This window comes from Streptomyces sp. NPDC001373, from assembly GCF_042895815.1.
Taxonomy (GTDB): domain Bacteria; phylum Actinomycetota; class Actinomycetes; order Streptomycetales; family Streptomycetaceae; genus Streptomyces.
In genome coordinates this window covers 11,342-37,306 of record NZ_JBIAWQ010000007.1, presented here as the reverse complement: position 1 = coordinate 37,306, position 25,965 = coordinate 11,342, and the positions used below count along the sequence as shown (strand labels likewise).

Sequence of the window (25,965 nt, the reverse complement as noted above, 5' to 3'; positions counted from 1 at the left end):
CCCGGGGCTACGCCGGGGGCTGGGCCTCCGCTCCGGCCGGGCGGCGCGGATGGGGCACGGGGCAGCCGCTCGCCCCGGGCACCGGGAAGGTCCCGAGCTCGCCCACGTCGTAGCCGTCGGGGTAGCCCTTGATCTCCGGGTTCTGGCGCGCGTAGTGCGGAGCCTTCCGCGGCGGCAGCAGCCGTACCGCCCGGCCGCGCAGCCGCAGGGCTCCCCGGACCAGGCGGCCGAGGGCCGGGTGCGGGCGCTCGTAGCGGAAGGCCTCCAGCAGGGACTCGTCGAGGAGGGCGCGGCTCGCGCGGAGCACGGCGGGGGCGAGGGGCGCCGGATACCAGGAGGCCATCAGGCCAAGGGTGGCGTCGGCGACCCCGCGGCCGCCCTCGTCCCAGCCGAAGTGGGCCTCCTCGTAGGCGTCCAGGGTCGCCTCGAACTCCTCGTAGGAGCCGGGAACGTCCTTGATGCCCAGGTGTTTGCCGAGCGTCGCGTAGTAGTTGGCGCAGGCGCGGCGCTCGTGATGGGTCAGCGGGCGCCAGCCGTAGGCCTCGATCCAGCGCGACGGGATCACCACGAAGGTGCACAGGACGTAGCGCATGTCGTCGTCGGAGATGTCGTAGCTGCGGTGCATCTGGTTGACGCGGCGGATCGCGGTGCGCGCCGTTTCGTGCTCGAAGCCGTGCTCCACGACCGCGTCGAGCAGCAGCGCGGTGTCGTCGTAGCGCTTCTGGGGGCGCTCGGTGAACTCGGCCGTCTCGGCGAGCAGGCTGCCGATGCTCGGGACGGCGTAGGTACGGAAGAGGGCGAGTTCCAGGGCGCGGGTGAAGTCCCAGGGGAACTCGTAGGTGGCGGTGAGCCGGTAGATGGCGAGGAAGTCCTTGTCGGGGTCGAGCCGGAGGATCTCCTTCAGCCGGTCGTAACGCTGCACCGGTCTCCCTTCTCTGTGGCGGGTGGTCAACTCTACGTGCAGGTAGCAGGCTCGAAAATCGCCGCCCGCCGGGTCTCGACGTGCGAGTTACCCGCTGGTTAGGGTGCGCCGACGGGACTGCGATCGGGAGGCCACGTGTCGGACGAGGAGGGCGGGGGCTCGCTGTACGTGCTGAGCGCCGTGCTGCTGACCCCCACGCAGTTCCCGGCGCTGCTCGGGGACGACTTCCCGGAGGCCTGCGCCCTGCTGGGCGTGGCGCCGGCCGCCGAGGGGTACGGACTGGTGCTCGGCCAGGACGAGGAGGGCGCCCGCTGGACGGTCGTCGTGGACGACGTCTCGCTCGTGGCCGCCGCCATCGCCTCCTGGGACTGCGGCATGGAGTACGACCTGTCGCCCGACGAGCGGACGGTCGTGCTCTCGCTGGCGGGCTGGCCGCTGGAGCTGACGGTGTCGACGCCCGGCATCCCGGCGCCGCACGACCCGGAGCGGGGCGCGGACGGCACCGGGCGGGTACCGCTGGCCCCGCCGTCGGCGGACGCCTGGGGGCCGGTGCAGCGGAGGCTGGGCGCGGACCAGATCGCCCGGGAGTGGGCGGACTGGAGCGGGCGCGTGGCGGAGGACGGCGGGGCGGCGGCCGCAGCGCACCCGGGGCTGGCGCGGGCGCTGCGGGAGGCCGTGGACTACGCCCGGCAGGCGCCCCCGCCGGGGCGGGTCCGGTCGGCCTTCGCGGGTGAGGGCGTACGTACCTTCCGGGCGGACGGGCCCGGCTGGTCGGTGGTGGCCCGGACCGGTGACGCGGCCTTCGTCCTGCTGGACGAGGAGCCGGGCGGGGTGCTGGCGGTGCCCCGCGAGGGGGCGGACGGGCTGCCCGGGCTGTCCGCCCTGCTGGCGGCGCTGGACCGGGCGGCGGTGCGGCCGGCCTGAGGACGGACCCGGAACAGGCAACGAGGAACGGGGAACGGTGATGGTGGAGCCGGTGGGCGTGGTCGTGGGCGGCCGGGCCGAGGTCGTGGACGACGACTGGGGGCGGGAGCGGGCCGTGATCCGGCTGGACGCCGGACGGTTCGGGCCGGAGGCCCTCTACGGTCTGGAGGACTTCTCGCACCTCGAGGTCGTCTACCACTTCGACCGGGTCCCGGCGGACGCGGTCGAGACGGGGGCCCGGCATCCGCGGGGGAACCGGGACTGGCCGCTGGTGGGCATCTTCGCGCAGCGCGGCAAGAACCGGCCCAACCGGCTCGGCGTCTCCCGCTGCCGGGTGGTGAAGGTCGACGGCCTGGACGTGCACGTGGAGGGCCTGGACGCGGTGGACGGCACCCCGGTGCTCGACCTCAAGCCGTACATGAGGGAGTTCGGGCCCCGCGGCGAGGTCCGCCAGCCGGAATGGGCTTCGGCCCTGATGCGCGACTACTACTGAGCCGGCGCCGCCGGGCAGGACCGGACCGCCGCACTCGGGGCGAGCCGCATCCGGCCGGGCGCGCGCCCGCGCACGGCTCACACCCGCCCCGGCTCAGACCCGTTCAAGCGGTATGTGCGGCGGGGGCGGGAGGGTGACCGAGATGGCGTCGCCGGGGCGGACCCTACCGCCCTGCTTGACCACGCCCATGATTCCGGCCCTGCGGACCAGCCGGCCCTCCTCGTCCCGGCCGACGACCTGCTTGAGCAGTCCGTCCTGGAAGGCGTTGATCTGCGGGCACGGGTTGCGCAGGCCCGTCACCTCCACGACCGCCTCCTCCCCGATGCCCAGCAGGGTGCCGGTGGGCAGGGCCAGCAGGTCGATGCCCTCGGTGGTGACGTTCTCCCCGAGCTGGCCGGGCGCGACGCGGAAACCGGCTTCGGCGACCTCGTCGAAGAGCTCCCGGTGGATCAGGTGCACCTGGCGGAGGTTGGGCTGCGTCGGGTCCTGCGCCACGCGCGAGCGGTGCCTGACCGTGACCCCGGCGTGCACGTCGCCCTCGACACCGAGGCCGGCCAGCAGCGTGATGCTCTCCCGGTTCGGCTTGGTGAACGAGTACACGGCGTTGCTGCTGACCGCCGCGACCTGTGCGCTGGTGTTCATGTGACCGCTCCCCCCTTGGCCGCTCTCAGCGGCCGATCTGCTTTCTCGACATGCCCCGCACCCGACGCCTCTGGGAGGGGTCCAGGAAGAGGTAGGCCAGCACCGGTACCCCGATCAGCACCGCCAGCGCGGCCCAGAACCCGAACAGCCAGAACAGCACGACCGCCGCCGCGATCGCGACGACCGCGGTCCTTCCGCTCTTCGACATCTGCGGACACCTCCTCCTGCCTCCTGCGTCGGCCACTACCCGCACAACGCGCCATGGCGACGGTACGTTCCCGGCCACGCGAACGCACCCCGCGCGAGGAAGCCGGCGAGCAGCCCCGCCCCCTGCGGCCCCCGGCGGGCTCCGGCGAGGCGGCCGGCCTCCGGCGCGGACCGGCCGGGTTGCGGCGAGAACTGGCCGACGCGGCGCTTGCCGGGGTCACGGACCCGCACCACGATGGGGCCCTCCGCTCACCGCGGCTCCACGGTCCCTCGGGAGGGTGACATGCGCGATCCGTCGCCGGCGCTGCCGGGCGGGGCCGATCCCGTCGAGCGCACGCGCGTCCTGCGGCGGGCGCACGAGGCCTTCACCCGGGACGGGCGGGTCGAGCCGCCCGTCCGGGCGGTGATCGCGAAGTCCTGGCGGCGCTGCGCGCGGGCCCGGGTCAACCCCGAGTGCGCGCCCCGGCTGGAGCGGCCGGAGCCGGAGCTGCTGGCGTACCGGGAACGGCATCCGCTGGCCCGGGTGATGCCGCTGTTCCGGGACCTGGTGGGGGCGTTCGCGGCGCACGGGGCCCATCTGCTGGCGGTGTGCGACGCGCGGGGCGGGCTGCTGTGGGTCGAGGGCGAGCCCGCCACCCTGGGGCGGGCCGAGGAACTGGGCTTCGTACCGGGTTCTCGCTGGGCGGAGACGGCGATGGGAACCAACGCCCCCGGTACGGCGGTCGCGCTGGGCGAACCCGTCCAGGTCTTCGGAGCCGAGCACTTCAGCCGCCGCGTGCACCCCTGGACCTGCGCGGCCGCCCCGGTCCGGGACCCGCGCACCGGCCGGGTGCTGGGCGCGGTGGACATCACCGGCGGCGACGGGCTGGCCCATCCGCACTCGCTGGCCTTCGTGCAGGCGGTGGCCCGGGCCGCCGAGGCCCAGCTGTCGCTGCTGGCACCGGAGCCGGACGCGGACGCCCCCGACACCCTCACGGTGCTCGGCCGCGACGAGGCGCTGCTCGTGCTCGGCGGGCGCCGGATCAGGCCGGGCCGGCGGCACAGCGAGATCCTGGCCCTGCTCGCGCAGCACCCCGAAGGGCTGTCCGGGGACGAGCTGGCCCACGCCCTGTACGAGGACGAGTCGGTGGCGGCCGTGACGCTGCGGGCGGAGATGTCCCGGCTGCGCGCCCTGCTGGGCGCCGGGAACCTGCTCTCGCGCCCGTACCGCACGGCCGTACCGCTGGAGGCCGATTTCGCGGCCGTGACCCGGCACCTGGCGGCGGGGGCCGTGTCGGCCGCCCTCACCCGCTACCCCGGCCCGCTGCTGCCGTCCTCCTGCGCCCCCGGCATCGTCCGGCTCCGGCGCCGGATCGAGGACCAGGCGCGGGCGGCGGTGATCGCGCGGGCGGACGTGGGGCTGCTGTCCGACTGGGTGTGCAGCCCGTGGGGCGCGGAGGACCCGGCGGTGTGGCGGGCCCTGGCCGCGGCGCTGCCGCCGCGGGACCGGCCGGCCGCGCTGGCCCGCGTACGTTCCCTCGACGAGGAGCTGGGCGCGGGGCGTGCAACGTTGCCGCAACCTGCCCGCTCCTAGCCTCCCTCCCGAGCGCTGTCCGACGGCGGCCGGCGCCCGGCAAGGGGAGGACCACCATGGCCCGTTACGCTGCGCCCGGAACCGAGGGCGCCCTGATGGCGTACGCGTCCCGCTACGACCACTACATCGGCGGCGAGTACGTCGCGCCCGCCCGCGGCCGGTACTTCGAGAACCCCTCCCCCGTCACCGGGCAGCCGTTCACGGAGGTCGCCCGGGGCACGGCGGAGGACGTGGAGCGGGCCCTGGACGCGGCGCACGCGGCGGCCCCGGCCTGGGGCCGTACGTCGGTCACGGAGCGCGCGGGCGTCCTGCTGCGCATCGCGGACCGGATGGAGCAGAACCTGGAGGCCCTGGCGGTCGCGGAGACCTGGGAGAACGGCAAGCCCGTCCGGGAGACCCTCGCCGCCGACCTCCCGCTCGCCGTCGACCAGTTCCGCTACTTCGCGGGGGCGCTGCGCGCGCAGGAGGGGTCGCTCAGCCAGCTGGACGAGGACATGGTGGCCTACCACTTCCACGAGCCGCTGGGCGTGGTCGGGCAGATCATCCCGTGGAACTTCCCGATCCTGATGGCGGTGTGGAAGCTGGCCCCCGCCCTGGCCGCCGGCAACACTGTGGTCCTCAAGCCGGCCGAGCAGACCCCGGCCTCCGTCCACTACTGGCTCGGCCTGGTGGCGGACCTCCTTCCCCCCGGGGTGGTGAACATCGTCAACGGCTTCGGCGAAGAGGCGGGCAAGCCGCTGGCGTCGAGCCCGCGCGTGGCGAAGGTGGCCTTCACCGGGGAGACGGCGACGGGCCGGCTGATCCTCCAGTACGCGGCGGAGCACCTGAAGCCGGTCACGCTGGAACTCGGCGGGAAGAGCCCGAACCTCTTCTTCGACGACATCTGGACGAAGGACGACGACCTGCGCGACAAGGCCCTGGAGGGCTTCACGATGTTCGCGCTGAACCAGGGCGAGGTGTGTACGAGCCCTTCGCGCGCGCTGATCGAGCGAGGCCGCTACGGCGACTTCCTGGACGCGGCGGTCGCCCGCACGGAACTGATCGTGCCGGGCCACCCGCTGGACACGGACACGATGATCGGCGCACAGGCCTCCGAGGAGCAGCTGAAGAAGGTCCTCTCGTACGTGGAGATCGGCCGGCGTGAGGGCGCGAAGATCCTCACGGGCGGCGGCCGCATCGACCACGGCGGGGACCTGGCGGGCGGCTTCTACGTCCAGCCGACCGTCTTCGAGGGAGACAACCGGATGCGGATCTTCCAGGAGGAGATCTTCGGCCCGGTGCTGTCGGTGACCTCGTTCGAGGACTTCGACGACGCGATCCGCATCGCCAACGACACGGCGTACGGCCTCGGCGCGGGCGTCTGGACCCGCGACGTCAACACGGCGTACCGCGCGGGCCGCGCGATCCAGGCGGGCCGCGTCTGGACGAACTGCTACCACGCCTACCCGGCACACGCGGCGTTCGGCGGCTACAAGCAGTCCGGCATCGGCCGCGAGACCCACAAGATGATGCTGGAGCACTACCAGCAGACGAAAAATCTCCTCGTCTCGTATTCGCCGAAGCGGCTCGGCTTCTTCTAGGAGCACGAAAAACGGCGCCTGACCTGGGCTTTTGCCCGTCAGGCGCCGTTGGCGCGACCCGCTCCACGCGGATATCAGTATTTCCTGTTCCTCCCAGTTCCTCCCGCCCGTCTCCCACTCCAGACCGGCTGTTCCGGACCAGTCACGGACCAAACCGGCTCACGGAGTGAGCGGCACTCCCTTGCTGACGCGGTCCCACTCCTCCATGGACTGCTCGATGAGACGGTTGGCCTGCTCCTGAACGCCATCAAGGAACTTGGCGTAGTACTTGAACAGGACATGGATGCTGTGACCGGCCCGCCGAGCACACTCAGCAGGGTCGACACCCGGGTGGAGCCAGAACGAGATCCCGGCATGCCGGAGGTCGTAGGGCCGCTTCGCCAGACCGGCCGCCAGCTCCGTGCGGGTCAGGACGTACTCCCGCGCCCTCGACCACGTGATCCCGTACGCCGCCGCCTCCACATAGTTGCCCGCCTGGTTCTGGAACAGCCGCCCGTCCGGGGCGACACCGAAGCGCTCGACGTGGGCACGCAGGACGCGGACGAACTGCGGCGGAATGGGTACAGGTCGGGTCGCCGTCGCAGCACGGCGCGCGTTCGGTGTCGTCCAGGTGCAGGGCGCGGGCGACGGCGTCCAGGACGGCTTCGGAGACGCCTTGGGTGCGGCCTGGTTCCAGGCGGATGTAGTAGTCGACGCTGACTCCGGCGAGCTGGGCGACTTCCTCGCGGCGCAGGCCCGGAACGCGGCGGGGCCCGGCGTGGGGGGGGGCGATGCCGGCCTGTTCGGGGGTGATCCGGGCCCGGCGGGTGCGCAGGAACTCGCGGATCTCGCTGCTGCGGTCCATGTATCCACCGTACGGCGCGCCCGTGGACCTGCCGGGCAGCGAAAGGGGTACTGCTAGACCCCTGGACGAACGAGCCCCTGTACGGGCCTCCGCGGCGGGTCGGCGGGTGGTTGCCTGGATAGCGGGCCTGCCTCACCGCACACCGCACCACCAGGAAGAGGGAGTATCCGATGAAGCACGTATCGCTGGGCGGGCTGGACGTCTCGCGCATCGGCCTGGGCGCCATGACCATGGCCGGCGTCTACACCACCGGCGGAGGGCTCGACGACAGCGAGTCAATCCGCACCATCCACCGGGCACTCGACCTCGGCGTCACACACATCGACACCGCCGAGATCTACGGCCCCTTCCACAGCGAAGAAGTCATCGGCAAGGCCATCAAGGGCCGCCGAGACCAGGTCGTCGTGGCCACCAAGTTCGGACTGGTCTCCCACGCCGGCGACAGCCCGGCCCCGGACGTCACCGACAGCACCGCCGCCAACATCAAGGCCGCCGTCGAGGGCTCCCTGAAGCGTCTTGGCACCGACCACATCGACCTGTACTACCAGCACCGCGTCGACCCGAACACGCCCATCGAGGAGACCGTCGGCACACTGGCCGAGCTCGTCACCGAGGGCAAGATCCGCCACATCGGGCTCTCCGAGGCCGGCCCCGCAACGATCCGCCGCGCCCACGCCGTGCACCCGGTCGCAGCCCTGCAGACCGAGTAATCGCTGTGGACCCGCGACGTCGAGGACGAGATCCTCCCGCTGCTGCGTGAACTCGGCATCGGCTTCGTCCCCTACTCGCCACTCGGGCACGGTCTGCTGACCGGGCAGATCCGTTCCGTGGACGACTTCCCCGACGATGACTGGCGCAAGACCAACCCGCGATTCACCGGCGAGAACTTCCAGCGCAACCTGGCGATCGTCGACGAGGTGCAGGCGATCGGCGCCGAGATCGGCGCCACGCCGGCGCAGACCGCGCTGGCGTGGATCCTCACCCGCGGCGACGACATCGGCCCCATCCCCGGAACCCGGCGGGTCGCCCGCGTCGAGGAGAACACCGCCGCAGACGGCATCGAGCTCACCCCGGCCCAGCTAGAGCGGCTGAACAACCTCACCCCCACCGCGGGCGAGCGCCACGACGAGGCGAACATGGCCGCCATCGACCGCTGACCCCGCCGAACACGAGAAGACATAGGCGTACCCGGAGTCCGTCGAGACAGCACATGCCTACTTCGCCGCCCTCCAACAACGAGACCGCAGCCCCAACTAGTTACTCAGCGCTACACGCCATCTGACGGTTGCTATACGAGAACAGGGACGAGAGGGCCCGGCAACCAGGATGCCGAGGTTGAGGACGCCGAAGGCACAGCCGAGGGCAAAGAGGAGTTCGCGGGGCGGAAGGCCACGGGCCGGCGGAACCGGCTCAGCTCGATCAGCCGGACGACGGCGTAGACAGCGCTCGCCGAGGAGGCCAGCAGGGACATGGGTCCGCAGCGGCCCCCGAGGAAGGGCAGAACGACCACAACGCCGGTGCCCCGCAGAGGTCGTGCCCGCTGACGCGGCGCTCACGACGGACACGGTCCCGGGCGTGCGACCACACTGCGACCACCAAGCCCGCGGGCACACGAACAGCCGTCCCGTCATGGACGAGAGAACGGCCTCCGACCTGCTGAAGGCAGGGTCGGGACGACAGGATCTGAACCTGCGCCCCCTTTGACTCCCAGCGACTCAGGAAGCGGTGTGGCCCCGCTTCCGTTCGGCTCGGCGTCGCAGGTTGCGGATGACCTCATGCCAACGCCATGAGCCGTCCCAGCCGCAGTCCACGTGCCCGCCAGGCTCCCAGCCCGCAAGCTCTTCCAGCTGCTTAATCAGGGCATCTGGATCGACAGACACACGGTGCGTACGCTCGTCGTCGAGTTGCCCTGCGATGTCGTGCAGCCGGTGGGCAGCGCGGTAGTAGGACAGCTGGGTGTCGGTCAGTCGGCGTACGGCATAGCCTCCGCACTTGCTGCACCAGTCCCAGTCGTCACGGGCCAGCAGGTCCGCCACTGTCAGGAGGTCGTCGCCCGCCGCGAGGCCTCGATCACGTGTGTGCCGGCATAGGGGTGAGTGCCCCCTGCCTTCGAACTTGGGATCCGAGTTCGTGGCGTAGATCTGCGCCTGACCCAGAACACCCAGCGGAAGGCTGCTGCCACCGCGCCAACGGTCGGCGCTGGGCGGCCGGAACGGCAAGAGGTCCAAGGGGCCAGACGCGAGCAGGCCCTCCCACACCGCAAGGGGCAGCATGCCGGAGCGGCCCGTGTCGAGGGTCCGCAAGTCGGAAACGCCACGCGCCATGGCGAGCAGGCGCAGATTGCGCTCCTCCTTGTCGTGCTCCCGACACGTCCGCCGGACAACGTCCCGGGCCCCGGCTGCAAGGCCCAGGTCGGCCCCGAAGTGGCCATCCTGCCGTACATGGCCGTGGCCCGAGGATGGGGCATCGCCAGCCTCTGGCGCGGGGACGTCCTCCTTGATCCACGGAGTGATCACGCTATCGGGAAGGTCCGACGCGCTGGCGACGATGACGCCGAGCCAGCCCTGGGCGAGTCGCCTCTCAATGGCTTCGAGAGGCAAGACCTCCGCTCCCCCGCTCGTCGAAAAGACGATGTAGAGCTGGTCGGCGGCGTACGAAAAGCGCCGCAGCGCCCGGAGATGCGCGAGGGTAGCGGGCTGGCGGTCGAAGACAGGGGTGTCGTCGAAGACCCCGGGCCAGACGAAGTCCGGATGCCCTTGGGACCCCGCTTCAGTAGCCACGGCTTCGGAACCGCCCGGCTCGCACGTGAGGCTGCTCGAGGGCGCAAGGAGTCTGTCGGCGACGAGGGCCGGGACCCTCAGCGTCAGCGTACGCCGCCCCCAGTCGGCGGTCGCGGTCCACGTCACCACCACGCCGAGGGTCCACCGATCCAAGCCGTCCAGGACGTCGGGAGTCCCTCCGGGCGAAGGCTCCTCCGCGCCCTCCGGCAAGCGCGCCGTGACCCACACCGTCGGTGTCGAATCCGTCGTCGCAGCGGCGGCGCAGGCTTCGTCCTCCCAGGACTGAATCAGCCGGGCGGCTCCTTCGAGAGCTTCCGCGCGCCCCTTCTTGTTGGGCCTGATGCCGTGCACGAGGTCATATCGGATGATCGCCCGTGATTCCGGTCCTTCCCAGCTCCGCTCGGCCGAGTACTGCCACCTGCGCCACAAGGAACTCAGGGCTGTGGAGATCTGGCTGCTGTTGCCGAGCACCACGAAGTCAGGATCGTCGGTTGATACTGGGGGCGTTACCAGTCTCGCTGCCGCAGCGGATACGACGAGCCCGGCCGGCTCCACGAAGAGGGCCGCATGTGCTCGCAGGGTCTCGAGGTAGCTCGCCTTCGCCACCACCTTCGGCTTCGCCCAGTCGGTCAGCCACGGAAAGTGGGCGATGATCACCTGCGCCCGGTGGAGGCTCTGGGCTGCGTGACGCCAGCGGGCCAAGACCTGATCCTGCAGGTCTTGGGCCTCCCTGCGCGCTTCCCAGTGCCCGGCGTCGTCCTCTTCCTCGTCTTCGCCCTCGTCCATGGCACCCCGTTCGGAGTGCAGAAGCTCGGCTGCGGCTCGTTCCTCATCCTGGGTCCAGTACACGTCCTCGTCGGGCTCTGCGTAGGCCTGCAGCTGGTGGAGCAGTCCCGTTCCGGTAAGCGCGTTCATGAAGAGGCCGAGCCCGGATGACGGCCGGACCCTCGGACCCCAGTCCGTACAGCCGGAGCAGAACCTGTCCACCGCGTCCGCATTCAAAGGGACTTCTGCCGTGGTCACGTTGGACGTCCGGAGCCGGGCGCACTCTCTCCGAACATGCAGTCTGGCGTTCTTGCCCTTGGCCGAGTAGACGGTGATCTTGGTGCCCTCGAACGGCCCGAGCGGTACGTCGGATGTCAGCATGCGGTCGCGCACGAACGCCCCCTTCTCTCGCCTTGCGAGCTTAGGGCCGAGCAGTGACATGCGCTGCCGGATGCTGGACGAAGCCCCACCCTGGTGACAGCGACTACGTCTGCGTGTTGCTCGTGACACCACGACCGATCTTGCTTCAGAGCGTTCTCATCGGGCCGGCCCAACGCGCACTGCCCGCTCGCATCCAGAAGGCAGCCTGGCACCGGCACACCGCACCAGTTGACCAGCCGCCCGCCTCGACTTTCAGACCTCCACGCCCCACTGGCCAGATGCGTGTACGCAGCACTGGTCCCCAGATCTGGCGTCGCCGGAAATCGTCCTGATTCCACCGCGCGCACAGACACCAAAGCTGAGCCCGCCCCAACGACACCGACGCCTCTGGCGGCAGCTGACCTGATTCGCGGTGAGATGACGGGGTGCACGCGGCTGGCGCCCATGCTCCCCGTCATCTCACAAACCAGAAACCGGAGAAGGTCAGATCACCGGTGGTCGGCCAAGTCGCGTCATGCGCCACACGGTCCGCCACCGCATCGGACGCCGTGGCGGGCACGGCACCCGCACCCCCTCGAAGAATCCAGCCCACCACGACTTCAACCCGGCCAGCGGCGGCCGCTGGGCCAGCGTGTACGCGGCCCAGGTGGCGAGGTAGACCGGGACGAGGACGGCGGGCAAGTGCCGCTTTGCGAGCCAGACCCGGTTGCGGCCGGTGTGGTGGTAGTAGACCGCGTGCCGGGAGGCCGGGGTACGGGGGTGGGTCAGGACCAGGTCGGCCCGGTAGTCGATCTCCCACCCGGCATCCAGGGCCCGCCAGGCGAAGTCGGTCTCCTCATGTGCGTAGAAGAACTTGTCAGGGAAGTCACCGACCTGGTCGATGACGCCCATGCGGATGGCGTGGGCGCCGCCCAGGAACGTTGTGACCGGCCCAGAGATGAGCGGGTCGGCGCCCCCGAGGCGGGGGACGTGCCTGCGCTGGGAGACGCCGTTCTCGTCGGCGATGCGGAAGCCCACGATCCCCAGCTTCGGATTCGCCGTGAACGCTTCCCGAACCAGGTGGAGGGTGTCAGTTCGAGGGAGGAGGCCGTCGTCGTCGAGGACGAGGACGATGTCGGCGCCGCCGTGTTCACGCAGCCACCGCACCCCGGCGTTCCGGCCGCCGGGGATTCCGCGGTTCTCCGGCAGTTCGACGGCCGCCACCGGGTCCGGCAGAGCGGGGAGCTTCGCTCCTTGCCCGAGCACGACGACCGTGGCGGGCTCGCCTTCCTGGGCTGCCACCGACTCGAGGAGAGCTCGGAGTTCAGCCTCCCGGTCTCCCATGGTGATGATCACAACGCCGACCGTCGGCGGACCGGTTTGGGCGCGGTTCATGCCTGGGCTCGCAGCAGGTCGACGGCGCGTTCGTGCAAGGCTCCGGCTCCGGGGATTCGGCGCTTTCGGTAGCTGGCAGCCGTGGACTGGATCGCCCTGATTTCCTTCACGGTCCGGTCCGAGACCAGGCCCTGCATGAAGTCCAGCGACCGACCCCACACGGCCACGGCCTCCTCGTGCCGCTGCTGCGCGGCGACCGACCGCCCGATGTTGACCATGGTCAGGCCGTGAACCCGCTGATAGGTCCCCGGCGTCCGTCCCTTGAGCGCCGCCCGGTAATGCTTCTCCGCAGCCCGGTGGTCGCGCATCTCGGTCAGGGTCTTGCCGGTGTGGGAGGCGACGGTCGCCGCGACCGGACCCGACGCAGCGGCGTAGCCAGGCACCGGGTCACCTGCGGTGAGCATCGCGGCTTCGGCCGACAGCAGGGCCGCCGCCGCCTTCCCGCTCTGTCCACCGGCCCCGTACGCCCTGGCGCAGGTGACCAGCAGTAGGGCCTCAGTCTGCCGGTCGACCTTGCCTGTCGCCCGCCGCAACGCCTCCTCCGCCAGACCGATGCACGCCTGCGGGTGACCGAGGTCGAGTGCCTGGTGGGTCAGAGCCCGCATCATCCACGCGGCGTGCCCGTACGGGTCTGACTCGCAGGCCAACTGGAAGCCAAGGAGGTAGTAGCGCTGAGCGGCGCCCTCGCGTCCCAAGTCGTGGTGCTTCCAGCCCACCAGGCACGCCAGAGTCGCCGCCGCCCCGAACGCGCTGCGCCGTACCGGCTCCGAGGGGAAGCGGCTCTCCAGCATGGGGACCACGGTGTCGGTGAGGTAGGCGGTCACCATTGTCAGGCCGTGGCCGCCGCCCAAGCGTTCATCCATGCTCCGGAACGTCTCCGTGAGCTCCCGCACGGTGGCGACTTCCTCAGTGCCGACGGCGCCGCCGCGTTCGGCTGCCCGGAGGGTCGCGGCGACGGCCTGGTGGTCGTAGCCGAGCGGCAGTGCGACGGCGGCCGTCGCGAACGCGGCGTTGAGGAAGTTCCTGCGACGGAGCATCACGAATCTCCCGAGGTCGGTGGCGTTGGCCAGTGGATCGGCCCCCAGGGCCTCGCCGGTGCCTGCGCAGCCTAGACCGATCTCTGTGGGCGTGACCTTCCGCTTCATCCTTCTGGTGAGGGCTTCGGCGATGTACGAGCGGGTCTGACCGCTTGGTGTACCACCCATGACCCAGGAGTGAACAGCCGAGCGGGAGGTATGCAGCGTCACCCCGGACTCGGCGGCCACCGCACGGATGTCCCTGGCCAGGACCTCGTAGGTACATCCGGCCTCGGCGATGACGTCCGCCAGCGCGGTGTTAGGACTACGGCTCTCCGCCAACTCCCACTCCCCGCAGCGATCTTGAACAGATTGAACAAGGTGCCCCGCCGTCCACGGTACCCCCACCCGATCACCGTGAGTTCAATAGCCGTAACGCCAAACGTGATCGGCCTGGAACCTGTCCGGAAACCCGGCCCTACGCCGACGCTTCGCCCTACACGGACCACCGCGAACAGGAGCCAGGGAGATGTCTCGTACGACAGCACCGCCCCACCCCAGGACCGGCCTCACCTCCGCCGGCCCGCGTGCTCCCGGTCGCCTCCTACGCGGTGGCGAGAAACGACACGGCCCGCTCGTCCAGCTCGGCCGCGCAGCGAAGCCCCCGTGCCCGGAAGGGTGCGAGGTCGGCCCGCATGGTCTTGACGGCCTTGCGGGTCCGCACGGAGCGGACGCCTTCCATGTGGTCCATGGCCTGCCCGAACGTGGCGCACGCCTGCTCGATCCGGCCGCGCTTGAGGTGGAGCTCCGCCCCCGCGACCAGGTCCAGGGCCACGATCCGGGCGTAGGTTCCGGCGGGCCTTGTGGCGGCGGCGTGCAGGTACTCGGCGGCGGCGGCCCGGTGGTCCCCGAGGGTTTCGAAGACCTTCGCCGTTCGGGAGAACACCGACGGCGCCACAGGCCCCCACGCCAGGCCCCAGAACGGCACCTCGTCGCCCCGCTGGCTGCCCTGTTCCAGGAGGGTGCGGGCCCGGCCGACTTCGGCGAGGGCGGCGGCCGACAGCCCGGTCTTGGCCAGGGTGTGGGCGTGGACGACGCGGAAGAGGGCTTCGGTCTGGGCATCCACGCGGCCCTTGGCCCGGGTGAGGCCGGTCTCGGCGAGGCCCTGGCAGTGCTCGGGACGGTGCAGCTTGAGCCCCTGCATGGCCATGGTCCGCATCACGAACCCGTCATGGCCGGGCAGCCCGGACTCGACGGCGAGACCGTAGGACTGGAGGTAGTAACGCTGGGCGAGGCCCTGCTGTCCGGCGTCGTAGGACTTCCAGCCCAGCAAATGGGCGCCCCGGCTCGCGGCGGACAGCATCTGGGCGCGGATCTCGTCCGTGCGGAACCGGCCCCGGCACAGCGGCGCGACGTCGTCGCGGAGGTAGGTCACCAGGGCGGAGCGGCCGTGCTGGCCGCCATGGCGTTCGTCCATGTCGGAGAACATGCCGATCATGTCGCGCACGGCGTTGACCTCGGCCATCCCGAGGACCTGACCGGTGCGGGCGGCTGCGGTCCTCTCCGCGATGTCGCGTACGTACGCCAGGGGCAGGGCTGCGGCGGCCACCGAGTAGGCGGAGGCCGACAGGAAGCGTCTGCGGTCCAACTCGGCCCTCCACATCGGGATCAGGGAGTCGATCGGGTCGCCCCCCAGCGTAAGACCGATGCTGTCATGGCCGTCCGGGTCGGCGTCGGCGAGGCCCAACTCCACGGGGGTCAGGAGGCGGCCCAGGCGGCGGGAGAGCGCGACGGTCAGATAGCGGGCCGTGTCGGGCTGTGGTCGGGCGCCCTGCACCCAGTGGTCCACGGCCGACTTGTTCGTCCGCAGGGCCGTCCCGCACTCGGCCGCGACGGACCGGACCGCTTTCGCGACGGCTTCGTACGTTAAGCCGGACTCCGCGATCACGTCGCGGAGACGGTCGTTCGGTGTGCGTGTGGCCATGAAGCACCTGCCCGTATACCCGATATACCGCTTGCCCTCGCCGACACGGTACCCCTGCCCGATCACCGTGAGTTGAATAGTCGTCATGCCCGAGGAACCGGCCGCCCGGCGGCCTTCTCGGTGCTGCTCTCATCCGGATCAGCCGTGAACAGGAGCTATGGAGATGTCCCACACGAGCGCACCGATCCTCCCCGCCCGGCCCAGAGCCGGCATCGCACCGCCGGCCCAGGTACCGCCGGTCACCTCATCCGTGGACGTCGCCTGCGACATCGACACAGCGCTCGCCCTCGCCGACCACGCCCCCCACGGCACGGCCGCCGCGCAGATCCGGGAGCGGCTGCGGCAGCACATCACCAACCTGGGCGGGCCCGCGCAGGAGTTCGCCGACTGGATGCCGGACGGCCGGGGCCGCGACATAGCTCTCGCCACGGTCCACCACGCCCGCAACATGGCCGCCACTCGGGGCGGGGACCCGGTCGCCTCGCTACGGCTGCTGGCCAAGCTGGCCCAGCACCTGGCCCGGTACGCGGCCGACAACCACTCGCCCGCCGGACGGCGGGCCGCCTGACCGGTCCCGGCCGTGGCCTGGCCTTGGCGGCCACGGCCGGGGCCCTCCATCCGCGGCAGGTGCTCCACAGCACCTTCGCCGGCGCACCTGCTCCACACCACCTTCGACCGTCATCGAGGAGCCCACCGTGAACACCACCGTCAGCCCGGACAACGTCTTCGCCTACGCGGACGAGCGGATCGCCCAGGCCGCCGCCAACCTGTGGCCGGACGGCCCGGTGGTGGTCGGCCCGCACATCCCGTCGGTGACCGGGTATGTCCGCCGGGTGGAGGCCGCCGGACGGCCTCTGTTCGCGAAGGTGTCCCTGCTGGGGGTGTCGCTGGCGTCGGTGCTGCGCGGCACGCACGGGGACTGGGCGGAGGTGAGGGCCAAACAGGCCGCGTACTTATCGTCGCCCGGCGCGCTGCTGGAGCGGGAGGCCGCCCAGTACGGGGCACTGGCCGGAGCCGGACTCGGGACGGCGACGGTGGCCGGGCTGGCCGACGGGGTCCTGTTCACCGAACCCGTGGACGGTGTGACGCTCGGCGAGGTCCTGGCGAAGGACCCGCACCGCACGTTCGACGTTTTGGCGGGTGTGGCGGAGGAGCTGGGCGCACTCCAGAAGCCTTCGGTGGCCGCGCTGGTGGAGGGTGCCGCGATCCGGGAGCGGTCCGTCCAGGGCACGTTCGCCCGCAAGTTCAACGGGATCTCCGGGGACACCTACGTGTCCCTGACTGGGTCGTCTGCGCCGGTCCTGGGGGCCGTCGTGGCACGGCTGCGGAAGATGCGGCTGTCCGGCACCTACGGCAGCGGGATCGTCTACGGCGACTTGAAGCCCGAGCACGTCGTCATCCCGGACGGGCCGGATCGACGGCCGAAGTTCATCGACCCGGGCCTGGCCTTGGGCCACCCGGCATCCGACGTCGCCAAGCTGGTTTCCCGCATGGTTCTCGGGCTCATCGTCCAGCCCCCGGCCGGGCCCGGAGCCACCGCCGTCCTCCAGGGCATCGGCCAGTTCACCGACCTGGCCACCTACCGGCTGACCCCGGCGGAGCGGGCGGCGTGGCTGAGGCAGCTGGTCGTCCTGTGGCTGATGGACACCGTCAACATCTTCACCACCTACCTGACAGCCCCCACCGGCCTGCCCCTGCCGGAGTCGGCCCGCACGCTGATCGCCCAGGCCCCCGCCGTGTGCACGCTCCTCGACCGGGTCTCCGCGCTCCTTGCAGCCGTGTCGATGGACGGCCGCACCGTGTGGCGCCTGGCCCTGGATCACGCGGCAACGGCGGCCGGACGATGAGCTCGCGCACCGGCCCCGTCGGGGTCATCGGAGCCGGAGCTGTCGGCCAGACTGTCGCAGCCCTCCTCGTGGCCGCCGGATGGTGCGAGGAAGTCCTGATCGCCTCCGGCAGCGACCGCTCGGCCGCCGCTCTGGTCACCGACCTCCAGGACATGGCCCAGATCGTCGGCTCGCCCGTCCGGGCCCAGACTGCCCACCCCGCCGACATGCGCGACTGCGCGGCCGTGGTCGTCGCCCCCCGGGCAAAGTTCACCAACACCGCGACCGCCGACGTCCGGATGGCCGGTCTGGAGGCCAACGCCCCGCTGATCGCCGCCCTGGCCCGCTCCCTGACCGAGTACGAGGGGACGGCCGTGGTCGTCACCAACCCCGTCGACCCCTTGACGTGGCTGTTTGCCCGCGCCTCCGGCGCGGCCCGCGTGTACGGGGTCGGCTCTGCCACCGATACCGCCCGCTATCGCCTCGCGCTGGCCGCCGAACTCGCCGTCCCCGTCGAGAGCGTGAGCGGGCATGTGATCGGTGAACACGGCGACGCGGCCGTGCTGTGCACCTCCACCACCCGCGTCGACGGCCGCGGCGTCCGCGTCCCTGTCCGGGCCGTACGGGCCGAGTTGAGCGCCCGCCCGCGCCGCATCAACGCCGGGATCGGCCGGGGCCGCTGCGGTCCGGCCGGCGCTGTGCTCCATGCCCTCACCCACGCCCTCGGCCTCAAGGACGGGCCGGTCGAACTCTCCATCGACCACCAAGGCGCCCAGCTCGGCCTGCCCGTCCACTTCACCGCCGGAGGCCCGGCCGTCCGCCTGCCCAGCCTGGACCCGGCCGAACGGCGTCTCCTCGCCGCCGCCGACCACAAGATCCACCTCGCGTGCAAGACGATCTCCCACCACCTCGAAGGAGTCCGATGACCCTCGCGACCCGCATCAGCGCCGCCCAAGCCCACGTCACCGTGACCAGCAGTACGGCGGTGATCACCGACTGGTCCATGCGCTACTTCGGCCTGTGGTGGAACGCCGTGGACGCCGTCGCCCCGCACGCGGGTCCGGTCGTGGCCGCCGACGTCGAGGCGGTCGAGGTTGCCACCCTCGCCCAACAGATCGGCGAGGGCCGGCACCAGGAGTGCGTGTACGCCAACGAGCCCATGCTCTACGCCCGAGGCAAGGACGGTGTCGTGGCCGCTGTCCAGCCGGGCGAGCGCCTGGCCTACCGGTACGAGCCCGGCCTCCTGCGGATCGTCGGCTGCGACGAGGTGCCCGTCGCGCTCGCCGCCGCCCGCCTGGCCCGCGAGGTCCTGCGCTCCAGGCTCCTCGCGGACGGCTGGCGCATCCTGCACGCCTCAGCCGCCGTCCGCGACGGGCGTACCGTGCTGGCCCTCGGCGAGAAGGGCGCGGGAAAGTCCACCGTCGGGCTCCTCCTAGCCCGCGCCGGATGGCAGCTGCTGGCCAACGACCGCGTGTTCGTCCGCCCCAACGAAGACGGCGGGGTCGCCGTGCTGCCGTGGCCGTCGGCCGCCGCGATCGGTCTCGGCTTCCTCGACGCCATCGGTCTCTACGACGACGTACGCGCCCGCGTCCTGTCCGGGGAACAGCTCCACCCCACCCAGCACGAGTCCGTCACCCGCGCCCTTCTGGACGGCCGTCGCCTGCCCATTCGCTCCTCTTCCGGCAAGGAGCTCAAGCCGCAGTTCTTCCCGGACCAGCTGGTGACCTGGCTCGGGCTGACCCTGGCCACCGAGGGCAGCGCCGCCAAGATCGTCTTCCCGCGTATCGACCCCGCCGCCGCCCCGGCCGTCCTCAGCGAGGGCCGGGCCTTGGGCGAGGACGACTTCTTCACGGGGGCCACCGAGGACCGCTACCCCGACGTCTTCGGCCTCGCCCCCACCGGCGAAGCCAGCCGGGTCACCCGCGAACTCCTGGCCACCCGCCTCGCCGGCCTGCCCCGCCACAACGTGGTCCTCGGCCACGACGTCAAGGCGAACGCCGAATTCCTCGCCGAACTCGCCACCACCTGAACCCGCGGCAGGTACTCAACAGCACCACGCCGGCGCGCGTGCTCCCGGTCACCTCCGCCGGGCGCGTCCCCACCAACACCACACCCAGGTACGGCCGGTGGTGTGAGCTGAACCCCCGCCACGGGCTCCCTGGGCAGGACGTGGCGGGACCCGCCACGGAGACCGACAAGAAGGAAGAGAGACGTTGACCGACACGACGGATGACAACGCGACCGTGCTGCGCCAGGCGATGACCAGCAACATGGTCAAGGCCGGAATGATCACGAGCGAGCGGGTCGAGGCCGCGTTCCTGACGGTCGCCCGTCACCGGTTCGCGCCCGAAGCGACGCCCGAGAAGGCATACGAGGTGGAGTCGGCGGTCCCCACCAAGAGGGACCAGCACGGCATCGCCGTCAGCTCGGTATCGGCGCCGCGCATTCAAGCCATGATGCTGGAGCAGGCCGAGCTGAAGCCCGGCCAGGACGTGGCCGAAGTCGGATCGGGCAGCTGCAACGCCGCGCTCATGGCCGAACTCGTCGGCGACGACGGGGTGGTCACAACCGTCGACATCGACGCCGACGTCACCGCGCGGGCCCGCAAGCTCCTGGACGAGAACGGCTACGCCCGGGTCAAGGTCCACACCGTCGATGCTGAGGGCGGTATCCCGGACACCGGAGCCCTCGACCGGCTGATCGTCACCGCTGGGGCCTAAAACATCCCGCCCGCCTGGACCGACCAGCTGAGCGACGGCGGGCGCCTCGTCGTCCCGCTGCGGATGCGGGGCCTGAGCCGGTCGGTGGCCTTCGACCGCGACGGCGACCGGCTCGTCTCCCGATCCGCCCAGATGTGCGGCTTCGTCACGATGCAGGGCGCCGGAGAACACCAGGAACGCCTGCTCCTGCTGAGGGGCAAGGAGACGCGATGGCCTCGCGCTGCCCGTCCACGGCAACGCCCCGCTTTGGGGCCTGGGCGAGGAGGGCGAGGGGGCCGGCGATGCCGTGGGCCATGCCGAAGTTGCCGTGTCCGCCCGGGGTGTAGAAGCGGTGCGGGTCGTGGGCGCACCACCAGCCCGGCAAGCGAAGGAGGGCGGCCCGGAGGTCGACCTGGGGCAGTTGCCCGTGGAGCCGGCTGATGGCCGCCTGGTCGGAGTCCGGCAGCGAGGCGCGCAGGAGTAGCTTCAACTCCGCTCTGGCCTGGGGGTCCACGATCGGCTGGTCGATGCGGTCGACGACGGCTCCGGCCCCCAGCTGCGTGATGCCCCACTCCCCAGGGACTTCCTGGATGGCCCAGAGGCGACCGCCTTCGCATGGCGCCCCGCCCGACTCGCGCACAAGCACTGAGGCCGGGCGGGGTGTCGGTCGTCGGCGGGCATCGCGACCGTCTTCTGGAGCCGCACATCGATCGATGGCCGTATTGCGACGCAAAAGGCCGACGGCCGGACCCAAAGGGGTCCGGCCGTCGGGGTATCAGACAGTCGGTTGCACAGTGAGCTGGCCCTCGCTGCTCTCCGGCAGGGTGTGGCGCAGCACCGGTGCGGGTGAGGCCAGAGAGGCGGCGAAGGCCGCAACGAGATCGTGTGGCGTGCTGGCGGAGAACATCACGGCCCACAGAAGCCCGCCGCCCATCCTCGGTTCGCACCATGCCTGCCATCCCGCCGCTTCCACCTCGGGATCGAGGACGAGGGGGTCGCCGTCTTGAATGCCTTCGTCCGGCAAAGCGGTCAAGGCCATGGTGGCGGCCAGCCGCGGGTCGGACATGGCGGTGGGGGTATCGATGTCGCCGATCCAGCCACTGCTGGCGAGCGCGTCGAGAACCGCCTGCGGTCCGGCGTAGCCGTGGGCGGGATCCGGGCGGTCCTCCAGGGCGAGCAGGAAGTCGGTGACGACCTCGGCCGGGGTGCCGGCGGAGAAGTACGCATTCCACTGGGGAAGGCTGGCGGGGGTGGCGCGGGCAGAGACCGTCCATGCCACCGGCTGATCACCCAGGAGGATGGGCTCGTCGGCCAGCACCCACTGCGCCCAGCTCAGTGCGTCCGGAGCGACATACAGGACGGTGCTGCGAAGAACCTGCCGGGCGTCGTCGGACTCGTCGGGCTCACGCCGGCCTCGGACGAGGGTGAGGCTGGTCCAGCCCGCAGCAGCGAGGTGGGAGCCGACCTGGTCGGCAAGGAGGCCGTCGTCGCCGGCGAGATGGCGCGGGGTGACCCAGTACGCGGGAAGGGAAGAGAAGTCAGGGGACGGGGGCAGAAGTGCTCCTTGTCGTCAGGGGGTGTCGCGGCTCGTATCGTCGTCGGAAACGGCGCGCAGCCGCCGTCCCCGTGCAGGCGTCTCGACCGGACGCATCCAGGTAAGGGCCTCGGCGACCGGCCTGGGGAGGTACCCGTACTGCACCGCCTCCGCGTCCTCGGCGAGATAGACGACCGGTCGCCCGTCCTGTCCGTGTCCACGGTCACGGCACCCATCTTGTGGGCCATGGGAAAGAAGGGGGTGATCGCAAGCCGGACCCGGGCGGAGGGGTCTACCCCGGACAGGTGTTTCATCAGCTCGGCGACGGTCATCTCGGCGCCGGGCTCGGGCTGGGGGACCACGGTTCTCCTCACGGGTTGAAAGCGCTGTCTCGGATACGGAATGCACCGCGCGGTCTGCGGGGACGGACTACGGGAAGACGGGCGAGCCGCTGGAGGACGGGAGGCGAGGATCCCGGCCGCAAGGCGGCGGCGTGGTCACTGCTGCCGGCCAGCGGTGGCGAGCACCTCGGAAACGGTAGCGGCCACGAGCCGCGCCGGGGTTTGCGGGTCGAAGACGACACGGTAGCCAGGAACCTTGGCGGTGCCGGTGACGGCCAGGACCCAGCCCTCGTCCTCGGCTCCGGGTCGGCCGTCGGGAAACCAGCCGAGATAGAGCCTGCCGTCGGCCGAAGAGATATGGGTGTCGGCCCTGTCGTCGACGATGAGGGTGAAGTCGCCGTTCGCCTCAGGGAAGCAGTCGATGACCTCTGTCGGTTGGCCGGGCCCCAGAAGCCAGCTATGCAGTCGCAACTTCTCGATCGCGGTGCGGAATCCAGCGTTCGGCATCTCCACCGTCACAAGCATCACCTCTCTGACCTGTGAAAACCCCAAGTCTTGGGGAAGGTCGTCTAGGTTGACACTCACTGCGGCGTTGCACCAGTCCTTGCTGAATCTTTCCTGTCTGCCACCGGCGAACTGTCCCCTGCCATCCAATCGAGGCCTTTGGCAGCGAGCCCAGCCACGTCAACGACTCATGTGACATGGCCGCTCAGCGCGACGGCATCCTGGAGGAGCAGCAGTAACTCAGGCTCCCCGTTCGGCACTCGGCGGGACAATAGCCTGGTGTCGTCCTCGTCGATACCCGGTGGTGTGCGGGCCTGCACTGCGTTGCCCCCGGCATGAGCGAGGCACTGATTCTGCTGGACACACTGCTCGACGGCGTAACCGAACCCACGCCTGAAACTGATCACGGCCGCGGTCGTGATGCAGACCTTCGCCACGGCCTTGGTCGTCACCATCCCGGCACGCAGATACTCGAGGAACTGGCAGCGGCACTCCGGCGGGAAGCGGGAGGGGCGGCGCTCCGCGCGCTTGGCGGTCGCGGCGGCCACCGCGTCGCATGCGGAGGCGAAGTACGGCTGCTCGCTACGCCAGGTGGCCGACGATACCCACCGCCTCGACACCGTCTGGGTCCACACCTGTCGGCACGAGCGCCAGCCCCGTATCTGTCCGGCCGCGCGAAGCACCTCTTGGACCGCGAACCCCAGATCCTCCGCCACCGCCTGTACGGCCTCACCCGTGCGCGGCCTGCTGCTGGCGTGGAGCGGGTCGATCGCCGAGCTACTGCCCACACAGAGGCCTGGACTTTCTGTCCAGCTTGGACGTACAGTCCATTCATGGGAGATGTTACAGAGGGCCAGGATCCTCGTGTGCGGATGTGGGCGCCGGTATGCCAGGCCGTCGCGCTGCTGCTTGGTCCGTACGCCGAGGTGGTCCTACACGACCCGCAGACCGACCGGGTGCTGGAGATCTGGAACCCGATGACCACCCGCGGCCCGGGGGATCCTTCGCTGCTCGGCGAGCTGGACGCGCTCGACCCTTCGGCGCAGGACGTGTACGGGCCGTACGAGAAGCTGCTGGTGGACGGTCGGCGCCTGTCGTCGGTCAGCGCGGTTCTGCGGGATGAGCAGGACCGGCCGTCGGCGGTGCTGTGCATCAATCTCGACCGCACGCCGCTGGAACAGGCAGCGTCGGTCCTGTCCGCCTTCGGTGCGCCGATCGCGCAGCGCCCCGAGCCCTTGTTCGAGCAGGACTGGTCCGAGCGCATCCAGCACGTGATCGGCTCCTACGTCCGCGAGACGGGCCGCCCCGTCGAACGCATGACCCGCCAGGACCGCCTGGCCGTCCTCGGCCGCCTCGACGAGGCCCGGGTGTTCGCGGTACGCCGCGCCGCCCCCGTCGTCGCCGGGGCGCTGCGGGTGTCCCGGTCCACCGTCTACGGCCTGCTGGCCGAGCTCAGAGCACCAAGCGCAAAGGACTGATGCACATGACCCGGCTGCCCGATTTCCGCCTGGAGACGTACTTCTCGCGGTGGGAGTTCACCGCCCGCCACCATCTGACCGCCTCCGACGTCCAGACCATGACGCTCGGCGAGCTCCTCGCCCTGGCCGACGACAAGGACCTCGACGCCTTCGAGAACCTGTCCCTGGGCTACACCGAGACCTTCGGAGACCCGGCCCTGCGGGAAGTGATCGCGCAGACGTACGAGCGCGCGGGCGCAGACGACGTCATCTGCTTCGCAGGCGCCGAGGAAGCCCTCTACCTGGCGATGAACGTCCTGCTCGACGCAGGTGATCATGCGGTGGTGGTGACCCCGAACTACCAGGCCGCCGAGACCGTGCCGCTGGCACTGTGCGAGGTCACCGGGGTGGCCCTCGACCCCGACCGGGACTGGGCCCTGGACCTCGACGAGGTGGCGGCGGCGATACGGCCGAACACCCGCCTCGTCTCGGTGAACTTCCCCAACAACCCCACCGGCAAGGTCATCGACGCAGCCGACTTCACCACGCTGGCCCGGATGTGCGACGAGCGCGGCATCCATCTGTTCAGCGACGAGGTCTACCGCGGCCTCGAGCACGACCCGGCCCGCATCCTGCCGCAGGCCGCCGACCTCTCCGAGCGCGCCTTGTCGTTGAACGTGACCTCCAAGTCCCTCGGCCTGCCGGGGCTGCGGATCGGCTGGATCACCTGTCGCGACCGCGAGCTGCGCTCACGTTTGGAGCGGGCCAAGCACTACACCACCATCTGCAACTCCGCGCCCAGCGAGGTCCTGGCCCGCATCGCGCTGAAGGCCCGCGCCACGATCCTGGACCGCAACCGGGCCCTGGTCGCGGCCAACCTGCCGGCCTTCGAGGCGTTCTTCACCGAGTTCGCAGAATACTTCGAGTGGCACGCCCCAGACGGCGGCTGCGTCGCCTATCCCCGCTACCTCGGCGCCGACGGAGTGGAGGAGTTCTGCACGCGTTTGGTGGAGGAAGCCGGCGTCCTGCTGCTCCCCGCGAGCATCTACCACTCCGAACTCACCGCCACCCCCGCCGACCGGTTCCGCATCGGCATCGGCCGCCGCAACCCGGAAGAAGGCCTGGCCGCCTTCGCCGAGTGGATGCGGGCCCGTCGATGACTCTCCCCGTTTTCGACCTGGCCGCCATCGAAAGGGCGGCGACCTCACAGCTGGTCCTCGCCAGTGTCCGGGATGCGCTGATCGCCCATGCCGAAGGCCGCACCCTCGTGCCGCCGCCGCTGCACATGGACTTCCCCGAAGCCGACGGGGACTGCCACGTGAAAGCCGGCCGGATCACCGGCGCCGCCGACTTCACCGTCAAGATCGCGACCGGGTTCTACGGCAACCACGGCCTCGGGCTTCGTACCAACCACGGCCTGGTCTGCGTCGTCAGCGCCCGCACCGGACAGATCCGCGCACTCCTCGACGACCGCGGCCTGCTCACCGCCTGGCGCACCGCAGCAGCAGGCGCGCTGATCACCCACGCCATGGCCCGCCCCAGCGCCGCAACGCTGGCCGTCTTCGGCACCGGCGAACAAGCCCGCCTCCAGGCAACCTGGCTGGCCAAACTCCGCCCCATCAGCACAGTGCTCGTTCACGGCCGCACCCTGCACACAGCCAACGCCCTGAGCGAGCAGCTCAACGCACACGGGCTGCACGCCCGGCCCGCCGCAGCCCAGGAAGCAGCCGGCGCAGACATGATCATCACCACGACCCCGGCGGCAGCTCCCGTCCTGGACGCCGCCCACGTACGCGAAGGCGCACACGTGACGGGCATCGGCACGGACATGCCCCACAAGAACGAACTGCCACCAGCGCTCTTCCACCGCGCCCAGCTCATCGCCACCGACGACCACGCCCAATGCCTCGACCACGGAGACTTCGGCCACGCCGTCCGCGCCGGAGCCGCCGCCCACAACGACGACATCGCGGCCGGCCTGCTGCTCAAAGCACCTGTCGACCGCCCCGAAACGGCGATCACCGTCGCCGACCTCACCGGGGTAGGAGCGCTCGACGCAGCACTCGCCTCGGCCGTCCTCCACCGGCTCCTGCGGTAACCAGCGGAGCCGGGCGGGCGA

General features: G+C 71.0%; 22 protein-coding genes and 3 pseudogenes. 13 read left to right on the top strand and 12 right to left on the bottom strand.

Going from position 1 to position 25,965, the window contains the following annotated elements; all coding sequences use genetic code 11:
* Positions 1-7: 7 nt before the first annotated feature.
* The gene (locus tag ACFY15_RS17710) at positions 8-922 is read right to left on the bottom strand and encodes an oxygenase MpaB family protein (RefSeq protein WP_390686691.1); all 915 of its coding nucleotides are present in this window, start codon (positions 920-922) and stop codon (positions 8-10) included.
* Positions 923-1,057: 135 nt separating this feature from the next.
* Between ACFY15_RS17710 and ACFY15_RS17705 the strand changes: the two genes are divergently transcribed.
* A complete protein-coding gene (locus ACFY15_RS17705; protein WP_390686692.1) occupies positions 1,058-1,846 on the top strand; it encodes a hypothetical protein in 789 nt (262 codons plus the stop codon).
* A 40-nt stretch (positions 1,847-1,886) separates the two neighbouring features.
* Positions 1,887-2,339 (top strand): SAM-dependent methyltransferase, encoded by a 453-nt coding sequence (locus ACFY15_RS17700; RefSeq protein WP_390686693.1) that lies wholly within the window; start codon positions 1,887-1,889, stop codon positions 2,337-2,339.
* Positions 2,340-2,432: 93 nt separating this feature from the next.
* Here ACFY15_RS17700 and ACFY15_RS17695 read toward each other — a convergent pair whose 3' ends face one another.
* Positions 2,433-2,981 carry an MOSC domain-containing protein gene (locus ACFY15_RS17695; RefSeq protein ID WP_390686694.1) on the bottom strand — a complete coding sequence of 183 codons (549 nt, stop codon included), beginning with the start codon at positions 2,979-2,981 and terminating at the stop codon, positions 2,433-2,435.
* A 25-nt stretch (positions 2,982-3,006) separates the two neighbouring features.
* On the bottom strand, positions 3,007-3,189 hold the full coding sequence (locus ACFY15_RS17690; RefSeq protein ID WP_390686695.1) for a hypothetical protein: 183 nt from the start codon (positions 3,187-3,189) through the stop codon (positions 3,007-3,009).
* 282 nt (positions 3,190-3,471) lie between these two features.
* On the opposite strand from ACFY15_RS17690, the gene ACFY15_RS17685 reads away from it, so the two are divergent.
* Together ACFY15_RS17685 and ACFY15_RS17680 are read left to right on the top strand one after the other, a co-directional pair.
* Positions 3,472-4,761, top strand: a complete 1,290-nt coding sequence (locus ACFY15_RS17685; RefSeq protein ID WP_390686696.1) for a GAF domain-containing protein — start codon at positions 3,472-3,474, stop codon at positions 4,759-4,761.
* A 56-nt stretch (positions 4,762-4,817) separates the two neighbouring features.
* Positions 4,818-6,341, top strand: a complete 1,524-nt coding sequence (locus tag ACFY15_RS17680) for an aldehyde dehydrogenase family protein (RefSeq protein ID WP_390686697.1) — start codon at positions 4,818-4,820, stop codon at positions 6,339-6,341.
* Between the two features lie 159 nt (positions 6,342-6,500).
* Here ACFY15_RS17680 and ACFY15_RS17675 read toward each other — a convergent pair whose 3' ends face one another.
* Positions 6,501-6,803, bottom strand: a complete 303-nt coding sequence (locus ACFY15_RS17675; protein ID WP_390686734.1) for a hypothetical protein — start codon at positions 6,801-6,803, stop codon at positions 6,501-6,503.
* Positions 6,804-6,837: 34 nt separating this feature from the next.
* Positions 6,838-7,185: pseudogene (locus ACFY15_RS17670) on the bottom strand (helix-turn-helix domain-containing protein); the annotation flags it as partial.
* Between the two features lie 170 nt (positions 7,186-7,355).
* Between ACFY15_RS17670 and ACFY15_RS17665 the strand changes: the two are divergent.
* Positions 7,356-8,342, top strand: a pseudogene (locus ACFY15_RS17665) (aldo/keto reductase).
* A gap of 558 nt (positions 8,343-8,900) precedes the next feature.
* Here ACFY15_RS17665 and ACFY15_RS17660 read toward each other — a convergent pair.
* The 4 genes from ACFY15_RS17660 to ACFY15_RS17645 all read right to left on the bottom strand — a co-directional run bounded on the left by ACFY15_RS17660 (position 8,901) and on the right by ACFY15_RS17645 (position 15,485).
* The gene (locus tag ACFY15_RS17660; protein ID WP_390686698.1) at positions 8,901-11,171 is read right to left on the bottom strand and encodes a hypothetical protein; all 2,271 of its coding nucleotides are present in this window, start codon (positions 11,169-11,171) and stop codon (positions 8,901-8,903) included.
* Positions 11,172-11,594: 423 nt separating this feature from the next.
* Positions 11,595-12,485 (bottom strand): glycosyltransferase family 2 protein, encoded by an 891-nt coding sequence (locus ACFY15_RS17655; protein WP_390686699.1) that lies wholly within the window; start codon positions 12,483-12,485, stop codon positions 11,595-11,597.
* Positions 12,482-13,843, bottom strand: coding sequence for a tetratricopeptide repeat protein (locus ACFY15_RS17650; protein WP_390686700.1), 1,362 nt, complete (start codon positions 13,841-13,843; stop codon positions 12,482-12,484). Before ACFY15_RS17650 ends, ACFY15_RS17655 begins: the two co-directional genes overlap by 4 nt.
* 262 nt (positions 13,844-14,105) lie before the next feature.
* Complete coding sequence (locus tag ACFY15_RS17645; protein ID WP_390686701.1) at positions 14,106-15,485, bottom strand: hypothetical protein; 1,380 nt, start codon at positions 15,483-15,485, stop codon at positions 14,106-14,108.
* Between the two features lie 163 nt (positions 15,486-15,648).
* Between ACFY15_RS17645 and ACFY15_RS17640 the strand changes: the two genes are divergently transcribed.
* The 5 genes and pseudogenes from ACFY15_RS17640 (at position 15,649) to fxlM (ending at position 20,451) form a co-directional block, all read left to right on the top strand.
* Complete coding sequence (locus ACFY15_RS17640) at positions 15,649-16,053, top strand: hypothetical protein (protein ID WP_390686702.1); 405 nt, start codon at positions 15,649-15,651, stop codon at positions 16,051-16,053.
* A 127-nt stretch (positions 16,054-16,180) separates the two neighbouring features.
* On the top strand, positions 16,181-17,332 hold the full coding sequence (locus tag ACFY15_RS17635; protein WP_390686703.1) for a hypothetical protein: 1,152 nt from the start codon (positions 16,181-16,183) through the stop codon (positions 17,330-17,332).
* Positions 17,329-18,237 carry an NAD(P)-binding domain-containing protein gene (locus ACFY15_RS17630; protein WP_390825747.1) on the top strand — a complete coding sequence of 303 codons (909 nt, stop codon included), beginning with the start codon at positions 17,329-17,331 and terminating at the stop codon, positions 18,235-18,237. The genes ACFY15_RS17635 and ACFY15_RS17630 overlap by 4 nt, the downstream gene beginning before the upstream one ends.
* Entirely contained in the window at positions 18,234-19,340 is a 1,107-nt protein-coding gene (locus tag ACFY15_RS17625; protein WP_390686705.1) for a hypothetical protein, read from the top strand. Before ACFY15_RS17630 ends, ACFY15_RS17625 begins: the two co-directional genes overlap by 4 nt.
* Before the next feature lie 229 nt (positions 19,341-19,569).
* Positions 19,570-20,451: pseudogene (gene fxlM / locus ACFY15_RS17620) on the top strand (methyltransferase, FxLD system).
* Between the two features lie 334 nt (positions 20,452-20,785).
* On the opposite strand, the gene ACFY15_RS17615 reads toward fxlM, so the two are convergent.
* The 3 genes from ACFY15_RS17615 to ACFY15_RS17605 form a co-directional block, all read right to left on the bottom strand.
* A complete protein-coding gene (locus ACFY15_RS17615) occupies positions 20,786-21,346 on the bottom strand; it encodes a DUF317 domain-containing protein (RefSeq protein ID WP_390825816.1) in 561 nt (186 codons plus the stop codon).
* A 695-nt stretch (positions 21,347-22,041) separates the two neighbouring features.
* Positions 22,042-22,392 carry a DUF317 domain-containing protein gene (locus tag ACFY15_RS17610; protein ID WP_390686733.1) on the bottom strand — a complete coding sequence of 117 codons (351 nt, stop codon included), beginning with the start codon at positions 22,390-22,392 and terminating at the stop codon, positions 22,042-22,044.
* A 185-nt stretch (positions 22,393-22,577) separates the two neighbouring features.
* On the bottom strand, positions 22,578-23,105 hold the full coding sequence (locus ACFY15_RS17605) for a hypothetical protein (RefSeq protein ID WP_390825746.1): 528 nt from the start codon (positions 23,103-23,105) through the stop codon (positions 22,578-22,580).
* Between the two features lie 117 nt (positions 23,106-23,222).
* On the opposite strand from ACFY15_RS17605, the gene ACFY15_RS17600 reads away from it, so the two are divergent.
* Genes ACFY15_RS17600 through ACFY15_RS17590 form a run of 3 tightly spaced genes read left to right on the top strand, consistent with a single transcriptional unit; the run spans position 23,223 to position 25,944 of the window.
* Positions 23,223-23,867, top strand: a complete 645-nt coding sequence (locus ACFY15_RS17600; protein ID WP_390686708.1) for a transcriptional regulator — start codon at positions 23,223-23,225, stop codon at positions 23,865-23,867.
* 5 nt (positions 23,868-23,872) lie between these two features.
* Complete coding sequence (locus ACFY15_RS17595; RefSeq protein ID WP_390686709.1) at positions 23,873-25,006, top strand: aminotransferase class I/II-fold pyridoxal phosphate-dependent enzyme; 1,134 nt, start codon at positions 23,873-23,875, stop codon at positions 25,004-25,006.
* Positions 25,003-25,944, top strand: a complete 942-nt coding sequence (locus ACFY15_RS17590; RefSeq protein WP_390686710.1) for an ornithine cyclodeaminase family protein — start codon at positions 25,003-25,005, stop codon at positions 25,942-25,944. The genes ACFY15_RS17595 and ACFY15_RS17590 overlap by 4 nt, the downstream gene beginning before the upstream one ends.
* Positions 25,945-25,965: the final 21 nt, after the last annotated feature.